Raw genomic sequence first — 24,423 nt, forward strand, 5'->3', positions numbered from 1 at the left:
TCAGGCGGCGGAGTAGCCGCCGTCGACCAGGTGGTAGCTGCCGTGGATGAAGGAGGCGCGGTCGGAGAGCAGGAACGCGGCGAGCTCGGCGACCTCCTCGGAGGTTCCGAGGCGGCCCGCGGGGTGGAGTGAGATCAGGTGCTCGCGGGCCGGTCCGTCGGTGTCACGGAGCAGCGGTGTGTCGATGAAGCCGGGACCGACCGCGTTGACGCGGATGTTCTGTGCCGCGTACTCGAGGGCGGCGGTCTTGGTGAGACCGACGACGCCGTGCTTGGCCGCGACGTAGGCCGGCGAGTTCGCGAAGCCGTTGGTGCCGAGGATCGACGAGATGTTGACGATCGCGCCGCCACCAGCGGCGAGGATCGCCGGGATCTCGTGGCGCATCGAGTAGAAGACGCCGCTGAGGTTGGTGGCGACGACCTTGTTCCAGTCCTCGATCCCGTACTCCCCGGTGGTCTGCGCGGGACCGCCGATGCCGGCGTTGTTCACACCGAGGTGCAGTGCGCCGAACGTGTCGACGGCGAAGCGGACACCGGCCTCGACGGAGGCGGGGTCGGTGACGTCGAGGGCGACGGCGGCGGCGCGGGCGCCGGTGGTCTTCAGTTCGTCGGCGGCCTTGCGGGCGCTCTCCTCGTTGTGGTCGGCGACCACGACGGTCGCGCCGCCCGCGGCGAGACGGCGGGAGAGGGCGAGACCGATGCCGGACGCGCCACCGGTGACGAGGGCGACCTTGCCGGCGAATTCGGCCTCGTAGGAGGTGGGGAGGTTGGTGCTCATGCTGTGCTTCCTTGCGTGGTGCTGTGGGGCGCCGGCCCGGCCTGCGGGGATTCGAGCAGGTGTGCGGAGAGGGCGTCGAAGGCGTGTACGACGAACTCGGGCAAGGCGGCCGGACGGCCGCCTCGTACCCATGCCGCCTGAGCCGCGAGGAGCGCTCCGGCTCCGGCGGCGACGGTTACTGCGGGGCGGAGGTCCTGCTGCGGGTCGACACCGAGGCGCTCCGCCACGATCCGCACCGACTCCTCCTGGGCGTCCACACGGATGTGGTGGTACGCCGCGTACAGAGTGGGTTCCTCCTCGGCCATGACCAGCAGGTCGAAGATGCGCGGCCGCAGATGCCAGGGCTCGGCCTCCGGGTCGCCGAGCCAGTCGAGAACGGCACGGCGATAGGCGGTGAGCGGTGGTTCGGCCACGGGGCGCTCGCGGAGAGCTCGGTTGATCCGGTCGCCGTCGCCTCGCACTGCGTCGAGGACGGCGGCCTCCTTGCTGGGGAAGTACCGGCTGAAGGTGCGCCGGTCGACGTCGGCCGCCTGCGCGATCTCCTCGACCGTCACGCTCTTCAGACCGCGATCGAGTACCAGATCGAACGCGTGCTGCGCCAGCGTGTCCCGGGTCCTGCGTGCCTTGCGGCCGCGCCGGTCCGGGCCCTTCCCCTTGGGATTCATAAATGCATCGTACACCTTTAAATGTCCCGGTGGGACTTTTGTCTCAAGGAGACATTTGGCCGCTCACCCCGTATCGGCCGGGCCGCCACGCTCGCCGCCCCTGACATGCGCGAGCGCCCGGCCGTCGAAGCCGGGCGCGAAGAGGGTGCGGGGCGTATGGGCGGAGGGGGCGCCGATGTGCCGGGTTCGGCGCACGGGATGGCACCCGCGGCGGCTCGTCCGTGGGACGGTCGCCCGAGGAGCTGAGCCGCCCACGTGGTCCGGTCGGTCGCCGCGGGAAGGAAGGCCGGGGTCCTGCGGACCGCGTGAGCGTCGTTCGCCCGGTCCCGTTGGTCAGCGGTGAGACCCGAGGGACGCGGACCGCATACAGGGGCAGGCCATCGGGCCCGGCACGTCACCCGAGGCCCGGGACCCGGCGGGTCTCCCTCCTCCGAGGGAGCCGGATCCCACCGGCGAGGGAGGTCTGACGCATCGCCGACTGCCACGGTGGACCCATGACGGACAGCTCACGCACCAGTCGCCACCCGAACACGACCGCTCCTGACCGCGCCGCCGAGGCGGCACGGTCAGGACGCGGACGCCGCCCCGCCCAGCACCCACTTCCCGAGAGCCGCCGTGGACGGCGCCCCGGCGGAGCCGGCAGCAGGGGCGCCGTCCACGGTGCCCGCAGGCCACCTCAGGCGCACGGCGGACGTGGAGGCGACCTACGAACGGGGTTCGCTCGCCTCGGGTGCTTCCTTGCCTGCCCGGCTGAGCACGCCCGGCCACCATGCGGTGGGACCGATGTCGCGGACGAGTGCGGGCACCAGGAGCGAGCGCACGACGAGCGTGTCGAGCAGGACACCGAACGCCACGATGAACGCGATCTGCACCAGGAAGGCGAGAGGGATGACGCCCAGTGCCGCGAAGGTGGCCGCCAGCACGACACCCGCCGAGGTGATCACCCCGCCCGTGGTGGTCAGCCCGCGCAGCACGCCGTGGCGAGTGCCGTGGATCAAGGACTCCTCACGGACCCGCGACATCAGGAAGATGTTGTAGTCGACGCCCAGGGCGACCAGGAAGACGAATCCGTACAGCGGCACGGACGAGTCCGTCCCGCTGAAGCCGAAGACGTGCTCGAAGACCAGCGAGGCGATTCCGAGGGTGGCGAGGAAGTTGAGTGCCACCGTCGCGACGAGCAGCAACGGCATCAGGAGGGACCGGAGCAGGCCGATCAGGATGACAAGGATGATGACCAGCACGACGGGCACGATGATGTTGCGGTCGTGCTCGGCGGTCTTCTGGGTGTCGTACTGCTGGGCGGTGTAGCCACCGACGAGCGCGTCGGCATCGGGGACGTCGTGGACCGCGTCGCGGAGCCGGGTGACGGTCGCCTTGGCGGCGTCACTGTCGGCCGCGTCCTCGAGTGTGGCGTCGATCCGGACCCGGCCGTCCACGACGAGCGGTTCCCCGACTCCCGGCCGGCCCGAGGCCGTCACCACGGAGGCGCTCGCGACACCCGGAACGTCTTCCGCCGCACTGACGATCTTCTGCGCGGCGGCGGCGTCGGCGATCACGATGGCAGGGTTGCCCGACCCACCGGGGAAGTGCCGGCCGAGCGTCTCCTGGGCGGCGACGGAGGGAGCGTCGTTGACGAAGATCTCCTTGAGCGGCACTCCCTTGGAGTTGAGGGTCGGCATGAAGGCGGCGCAGGCGACGAGGCCGACGAGCGTGATGGCCCACACCTTGCGCGGAGAGCGGTCGACCAGTCCGGCGATCCGCGACCAGATGCCCTTCGAACCGGCCTCGGGCTCCTCGTCGCCCATCTTCGGCTTGGCCGGCCAGTACGCGGCCCTGCCGAGCAGGACCAGGACGGCGGGCAGGAAGGTGAGGGCGCTCAGGACGGAGCACACGATGCCGATGGCGCCCACCGGGCCCAGGGCGCGGTTGTTGGTCAGATCGCTGAGCAGAAGGGCGAGCAGCCCCAGGGCGACGGTCGCGGCGCTGGCCGTGATGGGCCCTGCGGACTCGCGGAGCGCGGCTCGCATCGCGGTCCACCGGTCGGCATGGCGGCCCAGCTCCTCCCTGAACCGCGCGGTGAGCAGCAGGGCGTAGTCGGTGGCCGCGCCGATGACCAGGATCGACAGGATGCCCTGGACCTGCCCGTCGACCCGGACGATGTCGTGTTCCGCCAGTACGTACACGATCGCGCAGGCGACACCGAGGGCGAAGACCGCGCCGATGATGATGATCAGGGGCAGCAGGACGCTCCGGTACACCAGGAGCAGGATGACGAGCACGGTCACGAGGGCCACGCCCAGGAGGAGTCCGTCGATGCCTGCGAACGCTTCGGACAGGTCGGCCTGGGAGGCCGCGGGACCGGCAAGACCGACCACCGTCCCGGGGACGCCTTCGGCAGCACTGCGGATGTGCTCGATCGCGTCGGGGAGTTCGTCGCCGAGGTCCGGCCGCAACTGGACGACGCCCTCCAGCGCCTGGCGGTCCTTCGACGGCAGGGCGGGACTCACCTGGCCGGTCACGCCCGGCCCGTCCTTGAGCGAGGCGAGCGCGGCGGTCGCCGCCTTCTGCTGCCCCGCGTCGAGCTTCCCGCCGTCCTCCTCGGACGTCCACACCACGATGGCGGGGACGGTCTGCTGACGGCTGAACGCCTTCTGGGCCTCGACGACCTGGGTGGACTCCGCGCTCTGCGGCAGGAACGACGCCTGGTCGTTGGTGGCTACTTCACCGAGCTTCCCGGCGTACGAGCCGAACGCGCCGCCGACGACGAGCCAGGCGAGGACAAGGAATACAGGGACAAGGAACAGCCGGCGAACCGGCTTCGATGCGGTGGACATGGCGCTCCTGGGTCGGCCGCGATCTCTCAATCATGATGTATCTCAATGATTGAGATTACATGCTTGCCACCACTCCCTTACCCCCGGCATGGCGATTCAGCGTCGAGGAACTTGCATTCGAGCGAGTTCACCGTTCATCCGTGCGAGGAAGCGGAGCGCCGCCTCCATCTCCTGCGGCTCGGAAGCGGCGCGCGCACCTGCCGCGGCCTCGGCCAGCGGCATGAAGAAGGACCGGGCAGCCGCCCTGGCTCCGGCCTCGTAGTAGAGATGCACGACCCGCCGGTCGGCACTCTCCCTCGCCCGGCGGATGTGACCGGCACGCTCCAGCCGGTCCAGACACGCGGTGACCGCACCGGAGGTGAGGCCGAGGTGCTCACGCAGCCTGCCAGGCGTCAGCGGAACGTCCGCGTCCAGGATGGCGCCGAGCGCCTGCACGTCCGTGGCGTGCAGACCCTGCGCATGAGCGAAGGCATGAACCAGACGATTGATCTCGCCGTTCATCCGGCGCAGTTCGACGGCGAGGGCTTGCAACTCGGCCACCCCCGTCGCGCCGGGGCCTGATCCGTCACGAGGGTCGTCCGCACTGTTCACCCGCCCCATAGTAGGGCGCGGCCACCCCGGGCGACCGCGCCTCCTCGCCAGGGACGACGGCCGCGCGACAGCCCGTCCCACCGCTATGCTTCTACAGTTGTGTAGAAGACCGTGGAGCGCGTTCCCCGCGTTCCGAAGAAGGAGTGGACAGCACGATGGTGTTAAAGAAGCTGCTCGGCTCACTCGGCGTGGGCGGTCCCACCGTGGATACGGTCCTGGCGCCGGACGCGGCCGTCCCTGGGGGCAGCCTCGCCGGCCAGGTCCGGCTGAGGGGCGGCAACGCCGACTGCACGATCGAACAGATCACCCTGGAGCTCGTCGCCCGCGTCGAGGCGGAGGGGGACGCGGGCGAGCACGAAGGCGCCGTCGCCTTCGCCCGCTTCGCCGTCGCCGGTGGGTTCGTGCTGACGGAGGGTGCGGACCACGACGTCCCGTTCACCGTGACGCTCCCTTGGGAAACCCCTGTCACCGAGCTCTACGGCCAGGACCTGGGCGTCGTTCTCGGCCTCCGCACGGAACTCGCGGTAGCAGGTGCCAGGGACAAGGGAGACCTCGACCGGCTCACGGTCAAGCCCCTGCCCGCCCAGGAAGCCGTCCTCGAAGCACTCGGCCGGCTCGGCTTCGGCTTCAGGTCGGCGGACCTGGAGCTCGGGCACATCCGGGGCAGCGGGCAGCAACTGCCCTTCTACCAGGAGATCGAGCTCTCGCCCGCACCGCAGTACGCGGACCGGATCAGCGAGATCGAGGTGACGTTCCTCGCCGGAGCCGACGCCCTGGAGGTCGTGCTGGAGGCCGACAAGCGGGCGGGTCTCTCCCCCGGCGGCGACACCCTCAGCCGTTTCACCGTCGGCCACGAGGCGCGGGGGCGCGACTGGGTCACCGAGGTCGACGGGTGGATCAGAACGCTGGCCGCAGGCGTGCCGCCGCGCGACGCGTACGGAACGTACGGCACACCCGACGCGTACGGACACGGCGAGGGCCAGGCGCCCTCAGGGCACGGCGCGGGAGCTGCGGTGGCCGCCGGGGCGGCAGGTGTCGCCGTCGGTGTCGTGGGCGGCATGGTGGCGGCCGAGGTCGTCGACGAGGTGGGCGACTTCTTCGAGGACGAGGAGGAGGAAGAGGAGGGCTGAGGCTCCGGGCAGGGGCGCGGCCCTGCCCCGCCCCTGCCGAGTTGCAGCGCGCCCCGGCGACCCCAGGGCGTCCTCGGGGCCGCCACGACGGCGTCCCACACACCATCAGGGAGAGACATCGGCATGTTCGGAATCAGCGAGATCGCCATTTTCGTCATCCTCGCCGTCCTGGTATTCGGCGCCAGGAAGCTCCCCGAACTCGCCCGCAACCTGGGCAGGTCGGCGCGCATCCTGAAGAGCGAGGTGCGGACCCTGAAGTCGGACGGTACGCCCGCCGACGGTCCGCCGATCCACCACGGCGGGCAGACAGGGCCGCGCGACGGCCGGGCGGCGCCGCCCCCCGCCCGCCAGTCGGGTCCACAACACGCCGGGGAGGGAGACGTGCGCGAGGGACAGGGACACGTGCGCCGCGGACAGGAGGGCGGGCACGGCGGTCCGGCGGCGCCACGTGTCATCAGGGGCACCTTCACCGAGAAGACCGGTCAGGGCTGAGCCACCAGGCCTCACTGCCGAGTCATCGGACCTCCGGGCTCACGGCTCTGGCCTCCGGGCTGAGGACGCCGGGCTCCGGGCTCCGGGCTCCGGGCTCAAGGCTCACGGGCTCTGGCCTCCGGCCTCCGGGCTCAGGGCTGAGGGCTCCGGGCTCGGCCGCCAGTTCTTCCACCCCTGGGGCTGAGCCTCCGGCCCTCCCCGCGACCCACAGTGCTGAGCGGCCGCCCCTGCCCCGACGCCCCCTGAACGGACTGGCCACCGCTATCGAGCTGAGGTTCGAGCCCCGCACCACACGGTGGGGTGGGGCTCGGCGTGTCACGGTCCCCTCGGCAAGCGGAAGGGACACGGTGGACGAGGGACACACGAGCTGGAGTGAGGGGTCATGGAGAGCAAGGACGACGGCAGCGGACTGCGGTGCCTGGTGACGGGTGCGACGGGATACATCGGGGGCCGCCTCGTACCCGAACTGCTGGAGGCCGGGCACCGGGTGCGCTGCGTGGCCCGCACCCCCGACAAGCTGCGGGACTACCCCTGGGCGGCCGAGGCCGAGATCGTCAAGGGGGACGTGACCGACGCGGAGTCGGTGCGGGCGGCGATGCGCGACATCGACGTGGCGTACTACCTGGTGCACGCCCTCACGAGCGGATCAGGCTTCGAGCGGACCGACCGCGAGGCGGCCCGCATCTTCGGCGAACAGGCGCGGGCGTCGGGTGTCCGGCGCATCGTGTATCTGGGCGGCCTCACCCCCGCCGACGTACCCGAGCGTGATCTCTCCCCGCATCTGCGTTCGCGTGCGGAGGTGGGGCGCATCCTGCTCGAATCCGGGGTGCCGACCACCGCGCTGCGCGCCGCGGTAATCATCGGCTCGGGCTCGGCCTCCTTCGAGATGCTGCGTTACCTCACCGAGCGGCTGCCGGTCATGGTCACCCCCAGCTGGGTGTCGACCCGGATCCAGCCGATCGCGGTCCGGGACGTCCTGCGCTACCTCGTGGGCAGTGCGCACATGCCACCGGAGGTGAACCGCGCCTTCGACATCGGCGGACCCGACGTGATGACGTACCGCGACATGATGCAGAAGTACGCGGAGGTCGCCAATCTCCGCCACCGGCTGATCCTGCCGGTGCCCATGCTGTCGCCCGGTCTCTCCAGCCATTGGGTCGGGCTGGTGACCCCGGTGCCCGCCTCCATCGCCCGCCCGCTCGCGGAATCCCTGCGCTACGAGGTCGTGTGCCACGAGCACGACATCGCCCACCACGTCCCCGACGGGCCCGGGCAGCCCTTCTCCTTCGCCACCGCCCTCTCGCTCGCCCTGCAGAGGATTCGCGAGGCCAGGGTGACGACCCGATGGTCCTCGGCCTCCACCCCGGGCATTCCCAGCGATCCGCTGCCCACCGACCCCGACTGGGCGGGCGGGAGCCTGTACACGGATGTCAGGGAACTCGACGTCGACGCGTCGCCCGACGACCTGTGGCAGGTCATCGAGGGGATCGGCGGTGACAACGGCTGGTATTCGTTCCCCCTGGCCTGGGCGGTCCGGGGCTGGATGGACCGGCTGATCGGCGGGGTCGGTCTGCGCCGGGGCAGAAGGGACGCCCAGCATCTGCGGGTCGGCGACTCCCTGGACTTCTGGCGGGTCGAGGAGATCGAACCAGGGCGGCTGCTCCGGCTCCGCGCGGAGATGCGGCTGCCCGGCCTTGCCTGGCTGGAGATGCATGCCGAGCAGCGCGAGGACGGCCGCTCCCACTACCGTCAGCGGGCTGTGTTCCACCCCTACGGACTGCTCGGCCACGCGTACTGGTGGAGTGTGTCTCCCTTCCACGCCGTCGTCTTCGGCGGGATGGCTCGTAACATCGCGCAGGCCGCGACCAGGAAGACGGCGGGTGCTGGCGCGTGAGCGTATCCGTGGTCCTCTTCACCTCCGACCTGAGGCTGCACGACCATCCGCCGCTGCACGCGGCGCTCGCGTCCACGGACGAGGTCCTTCCGCTCTTCGTCCTGGACGACGCGGTCGAGGCCGCGGGCTTCGGCGCGCCCAACCGGCGGGCGTTCCTCGCCGACTGTCTTCGGGATCTGGACGCGGGTCTGCGGGAGCGCGGCGGGCGCCTGGTCGTCCGCGAGGGAGACGTCGTCGAGGAGGTCGGCCGCATCGTGGCGGAGACCGGTGCGGACGCGGTCCACATCGCGGCCGATGTCAGCGCGTTCGCGCACCGCCGCGAGGAGCGGCTGCGCGAGGCGCTCACCTCGACGGGCTGCGAGCTGCGGGTGCACGACGCCGTGGTGACGGCCGTGGCCCCCGGTGTGGTGGTGCCCTCAGGGGTGGGCAGGGATCACTTCTCCGTCTTCACCCCGTACTTCCGGCGCTGGTCCGGGGAGGGGATCCGTACCCCGTTCCAGGCGCCTCGGGCCGTACGGGTGCCGGAGGGTCCCGGATCTGCGCCCCTGCCCTCGCGTTCCGGAGTCCAGGGCATCTCCCCCGGGCTGGCCGAGGGCGGGGAGACCGAGGGACGCAGGCTGTTCACCGCGTGGCGCAGCCAAGGAGTCTCGGCCTACGAGGACCGCCACGACGATCTGGCGGGCGACGCCACCTCGCGGCTCTCGCCGCACATCCACTTCGGCACCCTGTCACCCGCCGAGCTGGTCGGCCGGTCGCGCGCCGTGGGCGGTCCGGGCGCGGAGGCCTTCGTCCGGCAGCTGTGCTGGCGGGACTTCCACCATCAGGTCCTGGCCGCACGCCCGGCCGCCGCCCGTTCCGACTACCGCCCGCGGCACGACCGCTGGCGCACCGGGCGGTCCGCCTCGGACGACACGGCGGCATGGAAGGAGGGCCGCACCGGCTATCCGGTGGTCGACGCGGCGATGCGCCAGCTGCTGTACGAGGGCTGGATGCACAACCGGGGCCGGCTCCTGACGGCGAGCTTCCTCACCAAGACGCTGTACGTGGACTGGCGCACCGGCGCACGCCACTTCCTCGACCTCCTGGTCGACGGGGACATCGCCAACAACCAGCTCAACTGGCAGTGGGTCGCCGGCACGGGCACGGACACCCGGCCCAACAGGGTGCTGAATCCGGTGATCCAGGCCAAGCGGTACGACCCGGAGGGGGCCTACGTACGCCGCTGGGTGCCCGAGCTGGCGGGGATCTCCGGCTCCGCCGTCCACGAGCCGTGGAAGCTGCCGAAGGCGGAGCGCTCACGCTACGACTACCCGGAGCCCCTCGTCGGGCTGTCCGAGGGCCTGGCGCGCTTCAAGAAGGCGCGTGAGCTCGACTGAAGCGCGCTCCGCTCGGGCGGGCCGGCCTGCGTCGGGCTCAGACCCTGCGCCAGCGCGCGTTGGCCCAGGAGAAGAGACCGAAGGCGGCGAGGCCGAGCGCGATCAGCACCAGCAGCCACGGCCCTGCCGGCGTCTCGGTGAAGGAACGCAGGGTGTCGTCCATGCCCTTGGCGCGCCCCGGCTCGTGCTGGACGGCAGCTGCCACGGCGAAGCCGCCGGCCGTGGCGAAGACCGCGCCCCGGACCGTTCCGCCGAAGACACCTGTGACGTCGACGGCCTGACGGACCTTCTTGGTCATCTCGGCCATCTTCAGATGCTTGTGGTACTTGCGTGTGACCGCGCGGAAGGCCATCCACAGCCCCGCGCAGATCACGGCGACACCGGCGATCCCCACGATCCACTGCCCGCCGGTCCACTGCAGGACGCGCGCCGTCACGTCGTCGGTCTGCTGGTCGCTGGATCCGCTGCCGCTGCTCCGGTCACCGGCGGCGTACGAGAGCACGGAGTACGACACGAAGGTGTAGAAGAGGAAGCGTCCCGCGGCCATGGCCCGCTTGCTGGGCTTGTGCCCGTCGGGGCCCACCTGCCCGAAGAGGGCTTCGGAGAGCCTCCACAGGGCCATTCCGGCCAGAGCCACACCGAGCACCCACAGCAGCACGTTGCCGAAGGGCTTCTCGGCTATCTCCGCGATGGCGCCTCCACGGTCGGCCTGTTTTCCGCCCCCGTCGGAGAAGGCGATCCGCAGGGCCAGCACGCCGACCAGAAGGTAGATCACCCCACGGGCCACGAACCCGGCGCGGGCTCCGGCGTCCATCGCTCGGCTGTTGGCCGCCCGTCTGGCCTGACCACGTGCGTTCATCGACATCGCGTTCGTATTCATGCACTGCCGGATGCCCCTGAAACGGCGATCAATGCGAAAGCGTCAGGCGCTGCCGTCCGCGTGCTCCCCCTCGGCCGGGCTCTCGTCCTCCTGCCCCTTGGCGCGGCGGCCGACGACGGCCGCCGCGGCGAGCGCGCTTCCCGCGAACGCGAGGGCGACCACCCACGGCCGGTCCAGGACATGCCCCGTCGCGTGGTCCAGGGAGTAGCGCCCGGCTCCCGTCAGCCCGATCGCCGCGGCGGTGAAGCCGAGGAAGGCCGGGTATTCGTAGCCACCGCCCGTCGCGAAGAAGCCTGCGGGCGCGTGCACGGCGACGGCTCCCGCCATCGTGCCCGCCGCCGCGGCTCCGGCCGCGGGGGTGGCGAGGCCGAGGGCCAGGAGAACCCCGCCGCCCGCTTCGCCGAGCCCCGCGGCCATCGCGCTGTGCTTCGGCGGATGGAAGCCCATGGCCTCCATCGCCGCGGTCGTCCCCTCGATACCGCCTCCACCGAACCATCCGGCCAGCTTCTGCGTGCCGTGGGCCGCGAGGACCGCTCCGGTACCGACCCTGAGCACGAGGAGGCCGAGGTCACGTCGGTTGATGCAGGTCATGGGTGACTCCTGTCGACAAGGAGGGTGCGCACGGAGGAAGCCGTACGGATCCACTGTCGTCCCGGCCCGGCAGCGGTACCGGATGGTGTTGGACCATTCGTGGTCCGGCCTTGCGGGAACAGGGATGCGGCCCTGTGGAGGGGATGCGGGCGGGCGAACGGGAGGCGGACCCGCGCCGGAGGGCGAGCAGGACGCGGACACGGACCTGCGCCGGGGCCGCGGGCGAGCGAGCAGGTCGCGGGTCTGAGCGGGGGGCCGGGCGGTCGAGCGGCCACGAGACGTCGAGACACCCTGGCCCCGCCTCGTCGGCGGACGGTGCCAGCCCAGGGGGGAAGAACTTATAGCCCCCGCCCGGCAGCGCCCGCAGGTGCCGCCGAGACCGGGGCGGGGGCCAGGGCCAGGGCGTGGAACCACGGCCCGGCAGTGCGACGTACGTCATTGTGCAACTTGTTGCATAAAGTCTTCCCGATGGTCTAGAACTGGCTCGACGCCACCTGCGAGGAGACCCCGATGAGCCCGTATCCCACCCTGCTGAGCCCGCTGGACCTCGGGTTCACCACGCTCCCCAACCGGGTGCTGATGGGCTCGATGCACATCGGCCTGGAGGAGGTCGAGCGCGGTTTCGAGCGGATGGCGGCCTTCTACGCCGCCAGGGCGCGCGGTGGTGTGGGCCTCATGGTCACCGGGGGCATCGCACCCAGCGAGCGGGCCTGCTCCTTCCCCGGCGGCGCCAAGATGACCACCGAGGCGGAAGCCGAGCAGCACGCCGAGGTCACCGCCGCCGTCCACGCGGCCGGCGGCCGGATCGCGATGCAGATCCTGCACTTCGGGCGCTACGCCCACCACCCCGATCTGGTGGCCCCCAGCGCCCTCAAGGCTCCGATCAGCGGTTTCACTCCGCACGCGCTGACGGACGACGAGGTCGAGGAGACCGTCGAGGACTTCGTGCGGGCGGCGGAACTCGCCCGCCGCGCGGGGTACGACGGCGTCGAGATCATGGGCTCGGAGGGCTATCTGATCAACGAGTTCATCGTCGCCGCGACCAACCGTCGCGAGGACCGGTGGGGTGGCTCGTACGAGAACCGCATCCGCTTCCCCGTCGAGATCGTGCGGCGGGTCCGCGAGCGGGTCGGGCCGGACTTCATCCTGATCTACCGGTTGTCCATGCTGGACCTGGTGCCGGGCGGCTCTACGCTGGAGGAGGTCGTGCACCTCGCCCGCGAGATCGAGGCGGCGGGCGCGACCATCATCAACACCGGTATCGGGTGGCACGAGGCCCGCATCCCGACCATCGCCACCTCCGTGCCGCGCGGCGCCTTCACCTGGGTCACGGAGAAGGTCCGGGGCGCGGTCTCCGTGCCGCTCGTGACCAGCAACCGCATCAACACCCCCGAGCTGGCCGAGGAGATCCTCGCCTCGGGCCGCGCCGACATGGTGTCGATGGCGAGGCCCTTCCTCGCCGACCCCGACTTCGTCGCCAAGGCCGCCGAGGGCCGAGCCGACGCGATCAACACCTGCATCGGCTGCAACCAGGCCTGCCTGGACCACATCTTCAGCCTGCAGATCACCTCCTGCCTGGTGAATCCGCGCGCCTGCCACGAGACCGAACTGGTGCTGTCGCCGACCCGCACGCGTAAGCGCGTCGCCGTCGTCGGCGCCGGGCCCGCCGGGCTGGCCTGCGCGGTCACGGCCGCCGAGCGCGGCCACGCGGTGACGCTGTTCGACTCCTCCGACGAGATAGGAGGCCAGCTGAACGTGGCGCGCCGGGTCCCGGGCAAGGAGGAGTTCGCCGAGACGCTGCGCTACTTCCGTACGCGCATCGCCGAGGAGAGGATCGAGCTCCGGCTCGGCACCCCGGCCACCGCCTCCTCGTTCGAAGGCTTCGACGAGGTCGTCCTCGCCACCGGAGTGGAGCCGCGCTCCCCCGCGATCCCCGGCGTCGGCCATCCCAGCGTCGTCAGCTATCTGGACGTCCTGCGCGACGGCGTGCGGGTCGGCGACCGGGTGGCGGTCGTCGGTGCGGGCGGTATCGGCTTCGACGTCGCCGAGTTCCTGACCGACGGGGGCGAGGAGGCGAGCCGCGACCCCGAGGTCTTCTTCCGGCAGTGGGGCGTGGACACCGGTTACGCGGACCGCGGTGGTCTCCGGGCCCCGGAGCGCCCAAAGTCGCCCCGCACCGTCCACCTCGTCCAGCGCAAGGCCACCAAGGTCGGAGCCGGGCTGGGCAAGACCACCGGCTGGATCCACCGGACCGAGCTGCGCCACCGAGGCGTGACGATGATCGCGGGCGCCACGTACGACCGGATCGACGACGAGGGCCTGCACCTCACCGTGGACGGCGAGCAGCATCTGCTGCCGGTCGACACGGTGGTGCTGTGCGCGGGTCAGGAACCGCGCCGGGAGCTGTACGAGGAGCTGCGGGCGGCAGGCCGTCCCGTGCACCTGATCGGCGGCGCCGACGTGGCTGCCGAGCTTGACGCCAAGCGCGCGATCCGTCAGGGAACGGAGCTCGCGGCGGAGCTGTGACCTGCCCGGACCCGTCGCCCTAGGATGCACCGCATGTCACTGCCGCACGCGATCCTCACCGCCCTGCTCGAGAAGCCGTCGTCGGGTCTCGAACTGACGCGCAGGTTCGACCGGTCCATCGGGTACTTCTGGCCGTCCACGCATCAGCAGATCTACCGGGAGCTGGGCAAGCTGGAACAGGCCGGGCACATCCGTGTCCTGCCCGCCGCGGTGCCGGCCCGAGGCCAGAAGAAGGAGTACGAGGTGCTGCCCGCCGGCCGCGAGGAGCTGAGCTCCTGGGTGTCGCTCGCCGAGGACCCCCGGCCGGTCCGCGACCCCCTGCTGCTCCGTATGCGGGCGGCGGCGGTGGTGGGGGCGCCGGGTCTCGCCGGGGAGCTGCGCAGGCACCTCGCGCTGCACCAGGGTCAGCTCGCGGAGTATCTGGAGATCGAGGAGCGGGACTTTCCTCCGGAGCGGGACGCCGACGAGGACCGGCTGCGTCATCTGGTCCTGCGCGGCGGCATCGACCTGGAGACCTTCTGGAGCGGGTGGCTGACCAGGGCGATCGACGAGCTCGAGGCGTCCGGGCCGGACGCCGCCCCGGACGGCGACACGGCGGCAGGTTCCTGACCGGCCCTGCCCCGCATGACCGCAGGTTCCCGACAGGGCTCGCGCCGGTCGGAAACCGCCGGCGGGTCCCAGGGCCCGGCCGGCTCCCGTCCCTCCCGGACCCGCGTGCCGCCGGACTCCCCTGCCCGGCCTGACCCGCCCGCTCCTAACCGGGGCGGCGGCCAGGGGTGGTGCCGACCGGTTCCGGCCGCAGCGTGAGCTGTTCGGAACCGCGCGCCGCGGTGAGGGGTGTGGCGGCGGGAAAGGCAGGGGCGGCGATGAGAACGCGCGGCGAGGGGCCGGAGCCACCGTCCGAAGTGAGGGCGTCTCCCGGAGCGGCGCCGCCGCCCTGACCGACGCGGCCGGAACCGCCGGCGGGGGCGCCGTACGCACGGGCCGGGTCCTGACCCCCCGGGGCCGTCGCGGCCCCGGTCTCAGGGGCGCTGCCGGCCTGCGCCCGGCTCAGCAGGAACACCCCTCGCACGGCGGCGGCGCCGCCGACGAGCGCGGGGATCAGGCCGAGCAGCCCGCCCTGGAGGCGCTCGCCGAGCAGGACCAGGCCGATGGCAGCGGCGGCGACGGGGTTGGCGAGGGTGACCACGGCGAGGGGAGCACCGAGGCCGCCCCGGTAGGCGGTCTGGGAGAGCAGCAGGCCGCCCAGTGCGAAGAAGGACACGAGCAGCGCCACGGTCACCAGCCGCCAGCTGAGCAGGGGCGCCGAGTGATCGGTGGCGGCGACGGTCAGCGTCTGGGTGAGGGCGGAGGCCACACCGGAGGTGATGCCCGAGGCCGCGGCGTGCCGCAGGCCCGGCCGGGCGCCCGGCCGGCTGAGCGCCGCGACGAACGCCGTGGTCACGGCCCCGACACCCACCGCCTCCGGCAGGGTCAGTGTGTCGTGCGGTGCGGCGCCTCCGGCCGCCAGGAGCAGTGCGGCGAGGCCGACGAGGGTCAGAAGCGTTCCGCGCCATTCCGTGCGGCTGACCTTGCGGCCCGCGGCGCGGGCCCCGAGGGGGACGGCGGCGACGAGGGTGAGCGCGCCGAGGGGCTGGACCAGGGTGAGTGGTCCGTACTTCAGCGCCGCCACGTGCAGCAGCGCCCCGGCGGCGTTCAGGCCGACCGCCGACCACCAGGCGCCGCGCCCCATCAGGCGCAGGGCGCCGGTGGAGGGCCCGGTGCGGCCGGCGAGCCTGGCCTGGGCCACCGCGGCCGAGGCGTAGGCGCAGGCGGACACGAGCGAGAGGGCGACGGCTATGAGCGTGGCGTTCATCGGCGTACCCCCGCGCGTGCGTAGGCGGGCGAGGCGTAGCCCTGCGCCGGCACGGTGGACGGCCACGCCAGAGGCGGAAGGACCGGTGTACGGGGCAGCCTGAGCGCGGCGTAGGCGACGGCGAGCAGCGCGGAGACCACGATCGAGTCGAGCCAGTAGTGGTTGGCGGTGCCCACGATGACGAACAGCGTGAGCAGCGGGTGCAGCAGCCACAGCAGGCTCCACCGGGAGCGGGTGGCGACGATCAGGCCGACGGCGACCACGAGGGCCCAGCCGAAGTGGAGGGAGGGCATGGCCGCGAACTGGTTGGCCATCGAGTCGGTCGCTGGGCTGTCCCCGTAGACCGTCGGGCCGTACACCTGACCGGTGTCGACGAGGCCGGCGGCGTGCAGCATGCGCGGCGGCGCGAGGGGGAAGAGCAGGTGCAGGGCGAGCGCCGCCCCCGTGATCGCGGTGAGGATGCGGCGCGACCAGACGTAGTGGAGCGGCCTGCGCCAGTAGAGCCAGACCAGGAACGCAAGTGTGGCCGGGAAGTGCACGGTCGCGTAGTAGGTGTTCGCCGCCTGCACGAGGGTGTGACTGTGCAGCAGGACCCCTTGCACGGTCCCTTCACCGGGGAGCCCGGCTGCCCGTTCGAAGTTCCACAGGTGGCCGGCGTTGTGGAAGGCCTCGTCGACATGGCCGGTCGCGGCCTGCCGGCCGAGTTTGTAGACGAGGAAGAGTCCGGCTACCAGTAGCAGCTCGCGGACGAGGGGCGGTCGGGCTGAGGTGTCCGGCTCCCGCTCCGCAGGCTCACTGCGGGTGTGCATCACCCGTGCCCCTTTGCTGACGGTGCGCTGTTGCGAGGTCGACGTGGCCAGTCCACGCCGTATCGATACGCCAGTGTACCGATACGGCGGCGTATCGGTACACTGGCGTATCGAGGGCCCCCAGCCGCACAGCCGCAGAGAGGGATGCACATGCCGTCGCCCGGTTCAGCACAGGAGTCCGCACCCCTTTCGCGCCGGTCGAAGATCACACCGGAGCGGGCACAGGAGCTCTACACCGCCGTGCTGGACCTGCTCAGGGAGAGTGGCTACGAATCGCTGACCATGGAGGGCGTCGCCTCCCGCACCCGGTGCGGTAAGTCCACGCTCTACCGGCAGTGGGGATCGAAGCCGGAGCTGGTCGTCGCCGCACTGCACGGCACCCGCAGGACACTCCTCTCCGACATCGACACCGGAAGCCTGAGCGGCGATCTGTACGAGGCCGCACGGGCGGTGGACACGGCGTCGGGCCAGGACACCGCACTGATGCACGCACTCAGCCACGCGGCGCTCCAGAACCCCGACCTGCTCTGCGCACTGCGCTCGACGCTGATCGCCCCGTCGATCGCCGCGATCGACGCGATGGTGGAGCGCGCCGTCCGGCGTGGCGAGATCGACGCGGGCAACCCGGCGGCGGAGTACGTGGCCGCCCAGGTGCTCGGCATCATGCGGGCCAGGCCTCTCCTGGAGGGCCGGTACGCCGACGACGCCTTCCTCACCCGCTTCATCGAGTGCGCGGTACTTCCCGCACTCGGACTCACCCCGCCGCCCCCACCCGCACCCGAGGGCAGCGGGTCCTCATGAACGTGGGCCGTCGCCCCGAGCGGATGACGACGGTCCACGTGCGCCGCACCGTGGGGACGGGGACGGCGCACACCTGACCGGCCGGTGGTTTCCCGGAAACCACCGGCCGGTCGCGTGTCCGGGCACGCCTTCCCCCGCCGGGCCTCGGCGCCTCCTTTTCGTCCTCTTGACGATATAACGGCCGGACCGTTATCGTCTCCATGACGAGAAAGAGGGGGGTCCTGACATGGCCGACATCACCCGGCGGTTCGGCTGGCGCCACCTGCGCTCCGCGCCCACCGCGCACATCCGCCACCACGAGCGCGGCAAGCTCGCCCACGACGGGCCGGGGGCGAGCTTCTGGTACCGCTCGCTCACTGCCGCGCTGTCCGAGATCCCGGTGGACGACCGGGAGCTGGCCATGGCGTTCCACGCCCGTACGGCCGACTTCCAGGACGTGACGGTGCAGGCCACCGTCACGTACCGCATCAGCGACCCCGCGGTGGCCTCCGCCCGCCTCGACTTCTCGGTCGACCCCGACACCGGGGCCTGGCGCGGCGCTCCCCTGGAGCAGATCGCCACCCTGCTCACCGAGACCGCGCAGCAGCACACCCTGGACGTCCTGGCCCGCACCCCTCTCGCCCCCGCCCTGGTGGACGGGGTCGCCTCCGTACGGGACCGGGTGGCGACCGGCCTCGCCGCGGAACCCCGGCTGCCCGCGACCGGCATCGACGTGGTCGCGGTGCGGGTCGTCGCCATCCGCCCCGAGGCGGAGGTGGAGCGGGCCCTGCGCACGCCGGCCAGGGAGCAGATCCAGCAGGAGGCCGACAGGTCGGTCTACGAACGCCGGGCGGTCGCCGTGGAGCGTGAGCGCGCGATCGCCGAGAACGAGCTGGCCAGCAAGATCGAGCTGGCGCGCCGGGAGGAGCAGCTGGTCGACCAGCGCGGCACGAACGCCCGCCGGGAGGCCGAGGAGAAGTCGGCCGCCGACGGGGTCCGCGCGGAGGCCGAGGCCGCCCGCACCGTGCGCCTGGCCCGCGCGGAGGCGGAGGCCGCCCGCGAGGTCGGGGCGGCCCGCGCCGAGGCACAGTCGGCATGGCTGCGCGCCCACGCGGACGTGGACCCCGCCACGCTGCACGCCCTGGCCGCGACGCGACTGGCCGACAATCTGCCCCGCATCGACAGCCTCACCCTCTCCCCCGACGTCCTCACCGGCCTGCTCGCCCGGCTCGGCAGGCCCGGACCGGAGCCGGAGGCACGGGCGTGAGCCTCGCCCCGCGCGCGGTACTGGTGCACCGCACCACCGAGTACGAGGAACTGCTGACCCGGCACGGGACCCACGGCCAGGCCGCCTTCGTGCTGGCCGGCCGCGGCCGGTCCGTCGAGGAGGTGGCCGAGCGCCACCGGCGCAACGCGCAGGCGCTGCACGAGGTGGCCGCCGCCGTGCCGTTGCGCTGGCGCAGGACCCAGGTGGAGCGTTCGGACCTCGACCGCTTCCTGTTCGGGCCGGAGGACGTGGTGATCGTGGTCGGGCAGGACGGCCTGGTCGCCAACGCGGCGAAATACCTGTCCGGTCAGCCGGTGGTGGGGATCGACACCGACCCGGGACGCAATCCGGGCGTCCTGGTGCGCCACCGGCCCCGCGACGCGGCGGCCCTGTGCCGGGCGGCGGTCACGGCCGGTGGCCCGGTGGACGCGCTCACGATGGCGGAGGCCGTCGCGGACGACACGCAGCGGCTGCTCGCCCTGAACGAGATCTACCTGGGCCCGCCGGGCCACCAGACCGCGCGCTACCGCATCGGCCCCGACAGCGCCACTGCCACGGGGGAGTCCCAGGCCTCCTCGGGTGTCCTCGTCGGGACGGGGACGGGGTCCACCGGCTGGCTGCGCTCCCTCTGGCTGGAGCGCGGCAGCCGGCTCCGGCTCCCCGCACCGTCCGATCCACGACTGGTCTGGTTCGTACGCGAGGCCTGGCCCTCGCCCGCCACCGGCACGTCGATGGTCTCCGGTGAGCTGGCGGCCCGGGACGGGCTCAGGCTCACCGTCGAGTCGGACCGGATGGTGGTGTTCGGCGACGGAATGGAGTCCGACGCACTGGAGTTGACCTGGGGCCAGTCCGTCCGGCTCGGGGTCTCGGACACCACGCTCAATCTGGTGGCGTAGGCCCTCTCGTCCGGGACAGGATGGCGGGGTCCGTGGAGTTCCGTATCCGGTCGACCGGGGAGAAGAGCAGCGCATGACCACCGATCCCGTGGACGTGGACGTCCCGGCACGCAACTCCCGCCCGCCGCTCGCCCAGGCCGCGTTCGGGGTGGGCGTCATCGTGCAGGACGCGGAGGGCAGGATCCTGCTCGGCAGGCACCGCGGCGGCACCTGGGAACTGCCCGGCGGGAAGGTCGACCCGACGCACGAGTCGGTCGCGGCGGCGGCGGCCCGTGAACTCCGCGAGGAGACGGGGCTGCGCGTGCCCGAGCGGGACGTGCGCGTCTTCGCGATGCTGCACGACGTGGTGGGCGGCATCAACCGGATCAGCATGGGCGCCCTGGTGAGGGTGGGCTCGGCGACCGCCGAGGTCACCGAGCCGCACCTCATCAGCGCCTGGCGCTGGACCGACCCGGGCGCACTGCCCGGCCCGCTCTTCGACCCCTCCGCGCAGATCCTGGCCGCGTGGCGTCCCGATCTGGGCGTCGAGCACCCTCCGGCCCACCGGCTCCAGGTCGTTTCCGACGAGGAGCAGGCCACGCCAGGGCCTCTCCCCCGGCTCCGGACGGATTCCAGGCCCTAGGTCTGATAACTATTTGCCTAGGCCTCATAGGCACGGTTAGCGTCGGACGCATGAGAGCCCTCAGTGAACAGGACATCCGTGCGTCCTTCGTCAATTGCTCCAAGGGAGAGGCGAAGCGCCTGCCGCTCCCCCGTGACCTCGATGAGCAGCCCTGGGACGACCTGGACTTCCTGGGCTGGCGCGACCTCTCGGCTCCCGACCGGAGTTACATCGTCACGGAGCTCCACGGCGAGCTGACCGGCATCACGCTCCGCTTCCCCTCCCGGCAGCGCGGCTTCCTGCACCGGAGCATGTGTTCGGTCTGCCTGACCACGCATCCGGGCAACGGCGTCTCCCTGATGACCGCTCGCAGGACGGGACAGGCCGGCAGGGACGGCAATTCGGTGGGCATCTACCTCTGCACCGACCTCGACTGCTCGCTCTACGTACGCGGGAAGAAGTCCCCCGCCCCGGGTGGGCGGTTCGAGGAGTCGCTGACCGTGGACCAGCAGATCGAGCGGACGCGGGACAAGCTCTCGGCTTTCCTCGCCACGCTCTCCGCCTGAGCCCAGGAAGTGCGGCGGCTCGGAGTCGGATGTACCAATGAGGGACATTCCGCACGATCGGAGTAGACCCGTGGACGACTATCCGCTCCTGAACGCCTTCCTCACCATGATGTACCTGTTCCTCTGGGTGCTGTGGTTCTTCCTGCTCTTCAAGGTGATCACGGACATCTTCCAGGACCACTCGCTGAACGGCTGGGTCAAGGCGGCTTGGGTGGTCTTCGTGATCCTGCTGCCCTACGTGGGCGTCCTCGTCTATCTGATCGCACGGGGGCGGGGCATGGGGCGACGCGAGGCGAAGCAGGCCGAGGACCGCGAAGCCGCGTTCCGGAAGTACGTGCAGCAGGCCGCACGGCCCGAAGGTGAGACGGGACCGGGCGGCGGTCACGTGTCCGACCTCGCGAAACTCGCCGAGCTCAAGGAGAACGGCCATCTGAGCCAGGAGGAGTACGAGAAGGCGAAGACCAAGCTTCTCGCCTGACCGGCACCGGCAGTGCACGTTTCCCGTCCGGCGGCCGAACCGGGCGGGAAACGTGCGTGCGGACCCGAAGTCCGGAACCGGGCGGGAAACGCGTGTGCGGACCCGAAGTCCGGAACCCGGCCTGCGGGAACGGCATCCCGAGCGACCCGGCCCGGCCGGGCGTTACCCATGGCCCTGACCTCGCACTCCACGGAAGCCTGTGTCCGTCAAGGCAGCTCCGCGAGCCGGCCACTCCTCGGCACCACGACGGGCGCGGCGTCACCCGGGGCACGGAGTACGTCCGCGTCCAGTCCGTAGAGTTCCTTCACCAGCGCCTCGTCGACCGTCTCGTGCGGCTGGCCCTGGGCGACGACCCGTCCGTCCTTCATGGCGACGAGGAGGTCGGCGTAGCGGGCCGCGGCCACCAGGTCGTGCTGCACCATGACGACCGTACGTCCGGCGGCGGCCACCTCCCGTACCAGTTCCAGCACCTCCACCGCATGGCCGAGGTCGAGGGCGCTGGTCGGTTCGTCGAGGAGGATCACCGGCGTGTGCTGGGCGAGGACCATCGCCAGCCAGCACCGCTGGCGCTGGCCGCCGGAGAGCCTGTCGAGGCGCTCGGCGGCCAGTTCCGTCGTCCCGGTGGCGGCGAGCGCGTCGCGTACGGCGTCCTCGTCCTCCCGTGACCACTGGCGCAACAGCCCTTGCTGGGGGTGGCGGCCGTAGCGTACGAGCCCGGCCACCGTGACGGCCTCGGGGGCGCGGGGCGACTGGGGCAGCAGCGCCACACGGTGGGCGGCCCGACGGCGGCTGAGCTCCCAGACGTCCTCGCCGCCGATCCGGACGGTGCCCGCGTCGGGCCGGTGCAGCCGCGCGACGGTGCGCAGCAGCGTCGACTTCCCGCAGCCGTTGGGGCCCACGATCGCGACGACCTGGCCGGCGGGGACGGTGAGGTCGACCTCCTCGACGACGGGGCGGCCGGGGTATCCGGCGTGCAGGGCGCTGACTTCGAGTCCGGGCACGGTCGCGCGGGGTGTGTCTGTCATGGGGTGGGTCAGGCCTTTCCGGTGGCACGGTCCGGGCGGAAGAGGACCCAGAGCAGGAAGGGGCCGCCGAGGACGCTGGTGACGACGCCGACGGGCAGTTCTACGGGTGCGGCGACACGTCCCAGCGCGTCGGCCGCGGCGATCAGGGCCGCCCCGGTCAGCGCGGAGCCGATGACGGGCACGCGGGTGGGACCGGCCAGGCGCTGGGCCAGGACGGGTGCGGCGAGGGCGACGAAGGCGATGGGCCCGCCGACGCCGACGGCCGTGCCGGCGAGCGCGACGCCGAGTGCCAGCGCGCCCGCCCGCAGACGTCGCAGGTCGACACCGAGCGAGGCGGCCACGTCGTCGTCGAAGCGGAGCAGTTGCAGCCGGTGCCCGGCGGCGAGGGCGAGCGGCACCAGGACCAGCAGGACGATCGCCAGAGGCGTACCGACGCCCCAGTCCCGGCCGCTGAGGCTGCCGACGGTCCAGAGGAAGACGCCGCCCGCGGTGTTGTCGTTCTCGCGGGACATGATCAGGTCACTGACCGCGCCGATGAACGTCGAGACGCCGATACCGGTGACGAGCACGCGGTAGCCGGCGCTTCCTGCTCCGCCGGCGCACAGGACGACGATCGCCGCGGCCAGGACGGCGCCGATCGGGCCGAGCCACCAGTCGCCCACCATGCCGGTGGTGGAACCCGCCGCGGCGGCGATCACGGCCGCCGTGGCGCCGTCGTTGACGCCGACCAGGTCGGGGGTGGCCAGGCGGTTGCCGGCCAGGGTCTGGGTGAGGCATCCGGCGATGCCGAGCGCGGCCCCCACCATGAGCCCGGTGAAGATCCGGGGCAGCCGGAACTCCCGCACGATCATCACGGTTCCGGCGTCGCCGGTACCGAGGAGTCCCGAGAGCGTCTGCGACAGGCTCATCCCGGTCGAACTCGCCATCACCGCCAGGGCTACGAGGACGACGAGGAGCGGCAGGAGCAGCGCTGCGGCGAGGGCGCTGCGGCGCGGCAGGAGCCAGGAGAGCGTGCCGGTGCGCAGCACGACGCTGTCGGGGGGTGTCACGTCGGCGGTGCGCCGGACCGGGCCGCCGGTCGTTTCCGTGGTGGGCCGGACGGGGCCGTCGGCCTCCGTGGTGTGCCCCGGCGGGCTCTGTGCCGTCCGGTCGCTCATGCCTCGGCCCCCGCGGTGGACAGGCGGGAGGAACGGGCGATCCAGACGAGCAGGGGGCCTCCGACGAAGGCGAGCAGCACGCTGACGGGAGTCTCCCAGGGGCGGATGACGATCCGGGCCAGGATGTCGGCGAGGAGCATGATGTCGGCCGCGATCAGGGCGGACAGGGCGAGTTGGGCTGTCATGCGGGGCCCGGTCAGCGCCCTCGCCGCGTACGGGGCGAGCAGTCCGAGGAAGGCGATGGGGCCGGCGACGGCGACGGCGCAGCCGGCGAGCAGCGTGACCGCTCCGGCGACCACGAGCCGGATGCGGCCCGGGTGGTGGCCGAGCGAGCGGGCGCCGTCGTCCCCGAGACCGAGGGCGGACAGGGGGCGTGCCGAGCCGAGAGCGACGAGCAGGCCGAGAGCGACCAGCGGCAGGAGGGGGGCGAGGTCGGAGATCTCGACCCCGGCGAGCGAGCCGATCGTCCAGTACCGGTAGGTGTCGAAGGTCGACCGGGTGCCGAGCAGCACGTAGGAGGTGCAGCCGTGGAAGGTCGCGCCCAGCGCGGATCCGGCCAGGACGAGACGCAGCGGCGAGCCCGCCGTGCGTCCCGATCCGGCGAACAGCAGGACGACGGCGCTGGCCCCCATGCCGCCGACGAGCGCCCAGGCGAGCAGCGCTTGCGGGGAGTCGGCGCCGAAGAAGGTGAGCCCGAGCACGACGGCGAAGGCGGCCCCGGAGTTGACGCCCAGGAGGCCGGTCTCCGCGAGCGGGTTGCGGGTGGCGGCCTGGAGCAGACAGCCGGCGGCACCGAGGCAGGTGCCCACGAGCAGGGCCGCGAGCGTGCGCGGCAGCCGTACGTCCATGACGGCCAGCCTGACCTGTGCGTCCGCGCGGGCGGCGGGGTCGCCGACAAGGAAGTCCCAGGCCCGCCCCACGGCGCTCTCACCGGTGCCGATGAGGAGGGAGAGCAGCACGAGGGCCGCGAGAAGGACCAGAAGTCCGGTGGTGGCCCAGGCGATTGGGCGTCCCTGGGCCGAGGGACCTTCGGATGGGCGGGATCCGGCGGATCGCGGCCGACCCCCTTGCGCTAGCAACATAAGGTTAGCCTAACCTAAGCAAGCTCGTCCGGTTCTGGCGGGCCTCCGGGCACACCTGTGCCCTGAAGTGGCGCGTCGCGTACCGCTTCTCGCCGGTGCACGCGCCGGAGAGCGCCCGGCCGGAACCGAATTCGTCCGAATGCAAACGGAG

At 72.1% G+C, this 24,423-nt stretch carries 23 protein-coding genes; 12 read left to right on the top strand and 11 right to left on the bottom strand.

The annotated features are described in order from the left end of the window. The 4 genes from ACFY8O_RS14675 to ACFY8O_RS14690 all read right to left on the bottom strand — a co-directional run bounded on the left by ACFY8O_RS14675 (position 1) and on the right by ACFY8O_RS14690 (position 4,867). The gene (locus ACFY8O_RS14675) at positions 1 to 777 is read right to left on the bottom strand and encodes an SDR family NAD(P)-dependent oxidoreductase (RefSeq protein WP_387901992.1); all 777 of its coding nucleotides are present in this window, start codon (positions 775 to 777) and stop codon (positions 1 to 3) included. Then, positions 774 to 1,442 carry a TetR family transcriptional regulator gene (locus ACFY8O_RS14680; RefSeq protein WP_387901994.1) on the bottom strand — a complete coding sequence of 223 codons (669 nt, stop codon included), beginning with the start codon at positions 1,440 to 1,442 and terminating at the stop codon, positions 774 to 776. Before ACFY8O_RS14680 ends, ACFY8O_RS14675 begins: the two co-directional genes overlap by 4 nt. A 704-nt stretch (positions 1,443 to 2,146) precedes the next feature. Further along, positions 2,147 to 4,276, bottom strand: coding sequence for an MMPL family transporter (locus ACFY8O_RS14685; protein WP_387901997.1), 2,130 nt, complete (start codon positions 4,274 to 4,276; stop codon positions 2,147 to 2,149). Between the two features lie 96 nt (positions 4,277 to 4,372). Continuing rightward, positions 4,373 to 4,867, bottom strand: coding sequence for a MarR family winged helix-turn-helix transcriptional regulator (locus ACFY8O_RS14690; RefSeq protein WP_387902000.1), 495 nt, complete (start codon positions 4,865 to 4,867; stop codon positions 4,373 to 4,375). A gap of 155 nt (positions 4,868 to 5,022) precedes the next feature. On the opposite strand from ACFY8O_RS14690, the gene ACFY8O_RS14695 reads away from it, so the two are divergent. The 4 genes from ACFY8O_RS14695 (at position 5,023) to ACFY8O_RS14710 (ending at position 9,759) form a co-directional block, all read left to right on the top strand. Next, complete coding sequence (locus tag ACFY8O_RS14695; RefSeq protein ID WP_387902001.1) at positions 5,023 to 5,997, top strand: sporulation protein; 975 nt, start codon at positions 5,023 to 5,025, stop codon at positions 5,995 to 5,997. Positions 5,998 to 6,120: 123 nt separating this feature from the next. Then, entirely contained in the window at positions 6,121 to 6,489 is a 369-nt protein-coding gene (locus tag ACFY8O_RS14700) for a twin-arginine translocase TatA/TatE family subunit (protein WP_387902004.1), read from the top strand. Positions 6,490 to 6,871: 382 nt separating this feature from the next. After that, entirely contained in the window at positions 6,872 to 8,383 is a 1,512-nt protein-coding gene (locus ACFY8O_RS14705) for an SDR family oxidoreductase (protein ID WP_387902006.1), read from the top strand. Beyond that, a complete protein-coding gene (locus ACFY8O_RS14710; protein WP_387902009.1) occupies positions 8,380 to 9,759 on the top strand; it encodes a cryptochrome/photolyase family protein in 1,380 nt (459 codons plus the stop codon). Before ACFY8O_RS14705 ends, ACFY8O_RS14710 begins: the two co-directional genes overlap by 4 nt. Before the next feature lie 37 nt (positions 9,760 to 9,796). Here ACFY8O_RS14710 and ACFY8O_RS14715 read toward each other — a convergent pair whose 3' ends face one another. Beyond that, complete coding sequence (locus ACFY8O_RS14715) at positions 9,797 to 10,639, bottom strand: DUF1206 domain-containing protein (RefSeq protein ID WP_145805580.1); 843 nt, start codon at positions 10,637 to 10,639, stop codon at positions 9,797 to 9,799. Positions 10,640 to 10,681: 42 nt separating this feature from the next. Continuing rightward, positions 10,682 to 11,230 (bottom strand): DoxX family protein, encoded by a 549-nt coding sequence (locus ACFY8O_RS14720; RefSeq protein ID WP_387902012.1) that lies wholly within the window; start codon positions 11,228 to 11,230, stop codon positions 10,682 to 10,684. A gap of 510 nt (positions 11,231 to 11,740) precedes the next feature. Between ACFY8O_RS14720 and ACFY8O_RS14725 the strand changes: the two genes are divergently transcribed. Both ACFY8O_RS14725 and ACFY8O_RS14730 read left to right on the top strand, forming a co-directional pair. Beyond that, positions 11,741 to 13,756 (top strand): oxidoreductase, encoded by a 2,016-nt coding sequence (locus tag ACFY8O_RS14725; protein WP_387902015.1) that lies wholly within the window; start codon positions 11,741 to 11,743, stop codon positions 13,754 to 13,756. 33 nt (positions 13,757 to 13,789) lie between these two features. After that, positions 13,790 to 14,365, top strand: coding sequence for a PadR family transcriptional regulator (locus ACFY8O_RS14730; RefSeq protein ID WP_145805586.1), 576 nt, complete (start codon positions 13,790 to 13,792; stop codon positions 14,363 to 14,365). Positions 14,366 to 14,510: 145 nt separating this feature from the next. Here the strand turns inward: ACFY8O_RS14730 and ACFY8O_RS14735 are convergent, their stop codons facing one another. Together ACFY8O_RS14735 and ACFY8O_RS14740 are read right to left on the bottom strand one after the other, a co-directional pair. After that, on the bottom strand, positions 14,511 to 15,611 hold the full coding sequence (locus ACFY8O_RS14735) for a hypothetical protein (protein WP_387902017.1): 1,101 nt from the start codon (positions 15,609 to 15,611) through the stop codon (positions 14,511 to 14,513). Beyond that, a complete protein-coding gene (locus tag ACFY8O_RS14740) occupies positions 15,608 to 16,420 on the bottom strand; it encodes a phosphatase PAP2 family protein (protein ID WP_387902020.1) in 813 nt (270 codons plus the stop codon). The genes ACFY8O_RS14735 and ACFY8O_RS14740 overlap by 4 nt, the downstream gene beginning before the upstream one ends. A gap of 150 nt (positions 16,421 to 16,570) precedes the next feature. On the opposite strand from ACFY8O_RS14740, the gene ACFY8O_RS14745 reads away from it, so the two are divergent. The 6 genes from ACFY8O_RS14745 (at position 16,571) to ACFY8O_RS14770 (ending at position 21,008) form a co-directional block, all read left to right on the top strand. Further along, positions 16,571 to 17,221 (top strand): TetR/AcrR family transcriptional regulator, encoded by a 651-nt coding sequence (locus tag ACFY8O_RS14745; RefSeq protein ID WP_387902023.1) that lies wholly within the window; start codon positions 16,571 to 16,573, stop codon positions 17,219 to 17,221. Positions 17,222 to 17,447: 226 nt separating this feature from the next. Continuing rightward, entirely contained in the window at positions 17,448 to 18,467 is a 1,020-nt protein-coding gene (locus ACFY8O_RS14750; protein ID WP_387902026.1) for an SPFH domain-containing protein, read from the top strand. Then, on the top strand, positions 18,464 to 19,363 hold the full coding sequence (locus ACFY8O_RS14755) for a hypothetical protein (protein WP_387902029.1): 900 nt from the start codon (positions 18,464 to 18,466) through the stop codon (positions 19,361 to 19,363). Before ACFY8O_RS14750 ends, ACFY8O_RS14755 begins: the two co-directional genes overlap by 4 nt. A gap of 73 nt (positions 19,364 to 19,436) precedes the next feature. Then, positions 19,437 to 19,985: a nucleotide triphosphate diphosphatase NUDT15 gene (locus ACFY8O_RS14760; RefSeq protein WP_387902032.1), complete on the top strand. Its 549-nt coding sequence runs from the start codon at positions 19,437 to 19,439 to the stop codon at positions 19,983 to 19,985. A 50-nt stretch (positions 19,986 to 20,035) separates the two neighbouring features. Next, positions 20,036 to 20,530 carry an FBP domain-containing protein gene (locus ACFY8O_RS14765; protein WP_145805598.1) on the top strand — a complete coding sequence of 165 codons (495 nt, stop codon included), beginning with the start codon at positions 20,036 to 20,038 and terminating at the stop codon, positions 20,528 to 20,530. Positions 20,531 to 20,600: 70 nt separating this feature from the next. Continuing rightward, positions 20,601 to 21,008 (top strand): SHOCT domain-containing protein, encoded by a 408-nt coding sequence (locus ACFY8O_RS14770; protein ID WP_387902036.1) that lies wholly within the window; start codon positions 20,601 to 20,603, stop codon positions 21,006 to 21,008. A 206-nt stretch (positions 21,009 to 21,214) separates the two neighbouring features. On the opposite strand, the gene ACFY8O_RS14775 is transcribed toward ACFY8O_RS14770, so the two are convergent. The 3 genes from ACFY8O_RS14775 to ACFY8O_RS14785 are packed head-to-tail and all read right to left on the bottom strand — an operon-like array spanning position 21,215 to position 24,272. Beyond that, positions 21,215 to 22,033 (bottom strand): ABC transporter ATP-binding protein, encoded by an 819-nt coding sequence (locus ACFY8O_RS14775; protein ID WP_387902039.1) that lies wholly within the window; start codon positions 22,031 to 22,033, stop codon positions 21,215 to 21,217. Between the two features lie 8 nt (positions 22,034 to 22,041). After that, complete coding sequence (locus ACFY8O_RS14780) at positions 22,042 to 23,190, bottom strand: FecCD family ABC transporter permease (RefSeq protein ID WP_387902042.1); 1,149 nt, start codon at positions 23,188 to 23,190, stop codon at positions 22,042 to 22,044. Beyond that, positions 23,187 to 24,272, bottom strand: coding sequence for a FecCD family ABC transporter permease (locus tag ACFY8O_RS14785; RefSeq protein ID WP_387902044.1), 1,086 nt, complete (start codon positions 24,270 to 24,272; stop codon positions 23,187 to 23,189). The genes ACFY8O_RS14780 and ACFY8O_RS14785 overlap by 4 nt, the downstream gene beginning before the upstream one ends. Between the last annotated feature and the right edge of the window lie 151 nt (positions 24,273 to 24,423).

This window comes from Streptomyces argenteolus (assembly GCF_042902585.1).
Lineage (GTDB): Bacteria > Actinomycetota > Actinomycetes > Streptomycetales > Streptomycetaceae > Streptomyces > Streptomyces argenteolus.

What these genes read in the sequence shown, in the direction of transcription:
- ACFY8O_RS14675 (WP_387901992.1), bottom strand. Translation starts at nt 777, where the DNA reads ATGAGCACCAACCTCCCCACCTCCTACGAGGCCGAATTCGCCGGCAAG.
- ACFY8O_RS14760 (WP_387902032.1), top strand. Translation starts at nt 19,437, where the DNA reads ATGACCACCGATCCCGTGGACGTGGACGTCCCGGCACGCAACTCCCGC.
- ACFY8O_RS14740 (WP_387902020.1), bottom strand. Translation starts at nt 16,420, where the DNA reads ATGCACACCCGCAGTGAGCCTGCGGAGCGGGAGCCGGACACCTCAGCC.
- ACFY8O_RS14735 (WP_387902017.1), bottom strand. Translation starts at nt 15,611, where the DNA reads ATGAACGCCACGCTCATAGCCGTCGCCCTCTCGCTCGTGTCCGCCTGC.
- ACFY8O_RS14705 (WP_387902006.1), top strand. Translation starts at nt 6,872, where the DNA reads ATGGAGAGCAAGGACGACGGCAGCGGACTGCGGTGCCTGGTGACGGGT.
- ACFY8O_RS14775 (WP_387902039.1), bottom strand. Translation starts at nt 22,033, where the DNA reads ATGACAGACACACCCCGCGCGACCGTGCCCGGACTCGAAGTCAGCGCC.
- ACFY8O_RS14680 (WP_387901994.1), bottom strand. Translation starts at nt 1,442, where the DNA reads ATGAATCCCAAGGGGAAGGGCCCGGACCGGCGCGGCCGCAAGGCACGC.
- ACFY8O_RS14715 (WP_145805580.1), bottom strand. Translation starts at nt 10,639, where the DNA reads ATGAATACGAACGCGATGTCGATGAACGCACGTGGTCAGGCCAGACGG.
- ACFY8O_RS14700 (WP_387902004.1), top strand. Translation starts at nt 6,121, where the DNA reads ATGTTCGGAATCAGCGAGATCGCCATTTTCGTCATCCTCGCCGTCCTG.
- ACFY8O_RS14695 (WP_387902001.1), top strand. Translation starts at nt 5,023, where the DNA reads ATGGTGTTAAAGAAGCTGCTCGGCTCACTCGGCGTGGGCGGTCCCACC.
- ACFY8O_RS14780 (WP_387902042.1), bottom strand. Translation starts at nt 23,190, where the DNA reads ATGAGCGACCGGACGGCACAGAGCCCGCCGGGGCACACCACGGAGGCC.
- ACFY8O_RS14720 (WP_387902012.1), bottom strand. Translation starts at nt 11,230, where the DNA reads ATGACCTGCATCAACCGACGTGACCTCGGCCTCCTCGTGCTCAGGGTC.
- ACFY8O_RS14785 (WP_387902044.1), bottom strand. Translation starts at nt 24,272, where the DNA reads ATGTTGCTAGCGCAAGGGGGTCGGCCGCGATCCGCCGGATCCCGCCCA.
- ACFY8O_RS14725 (WP_387902015.1), top strand. Translation starts at nt 11,741, where the DNA reads ATGAGCCCGTATCCCACCCTGCTGAGCCCGCTGGACCTCGGGTTCACC.
- ACFY8O_RS14765 (WP_145805598.1), top strand. Translation starts at nt 20,036, where the DNA reads ATGAGAGCCCTCAGTGAACAGGACATCCGTGCGTCCTTCGTCAATTGC.
- ACFY8O_RS14685 (WP_387901997.1), bottom strand. Translation starts at nt 4,276, where the DNA reads ATGTCCACCGCATCGAAGCCGGTTCGCCGGCTGTTCCTTGTCCCTGTA.
- ACFY8O_RS14745 (WP_387902023.1), top strand. Translation starts at nt 16,571, where the DNA reads ATGCCGTCGCCCGGTTCAGCACAGGAGTCCGCACCCCTTTCGCGCCGG.
- ACFY8O_RS14750 (WP_387902026.1), top strand. Translation starts at nt 17,448, where the DNA reads ATGGCCGACATCACCCGGCGGTTCGGCTGGCGCCACCTGCGCTCCGCG.
- ACFY8O_RS14730 (WP_145805586.1), top strand. Translation starts at nt 13,790, where the DNA reads ATGTCACTGCCGCACGCGATCCTCACCGCCCTGCTCGAGAAGCCGTCG.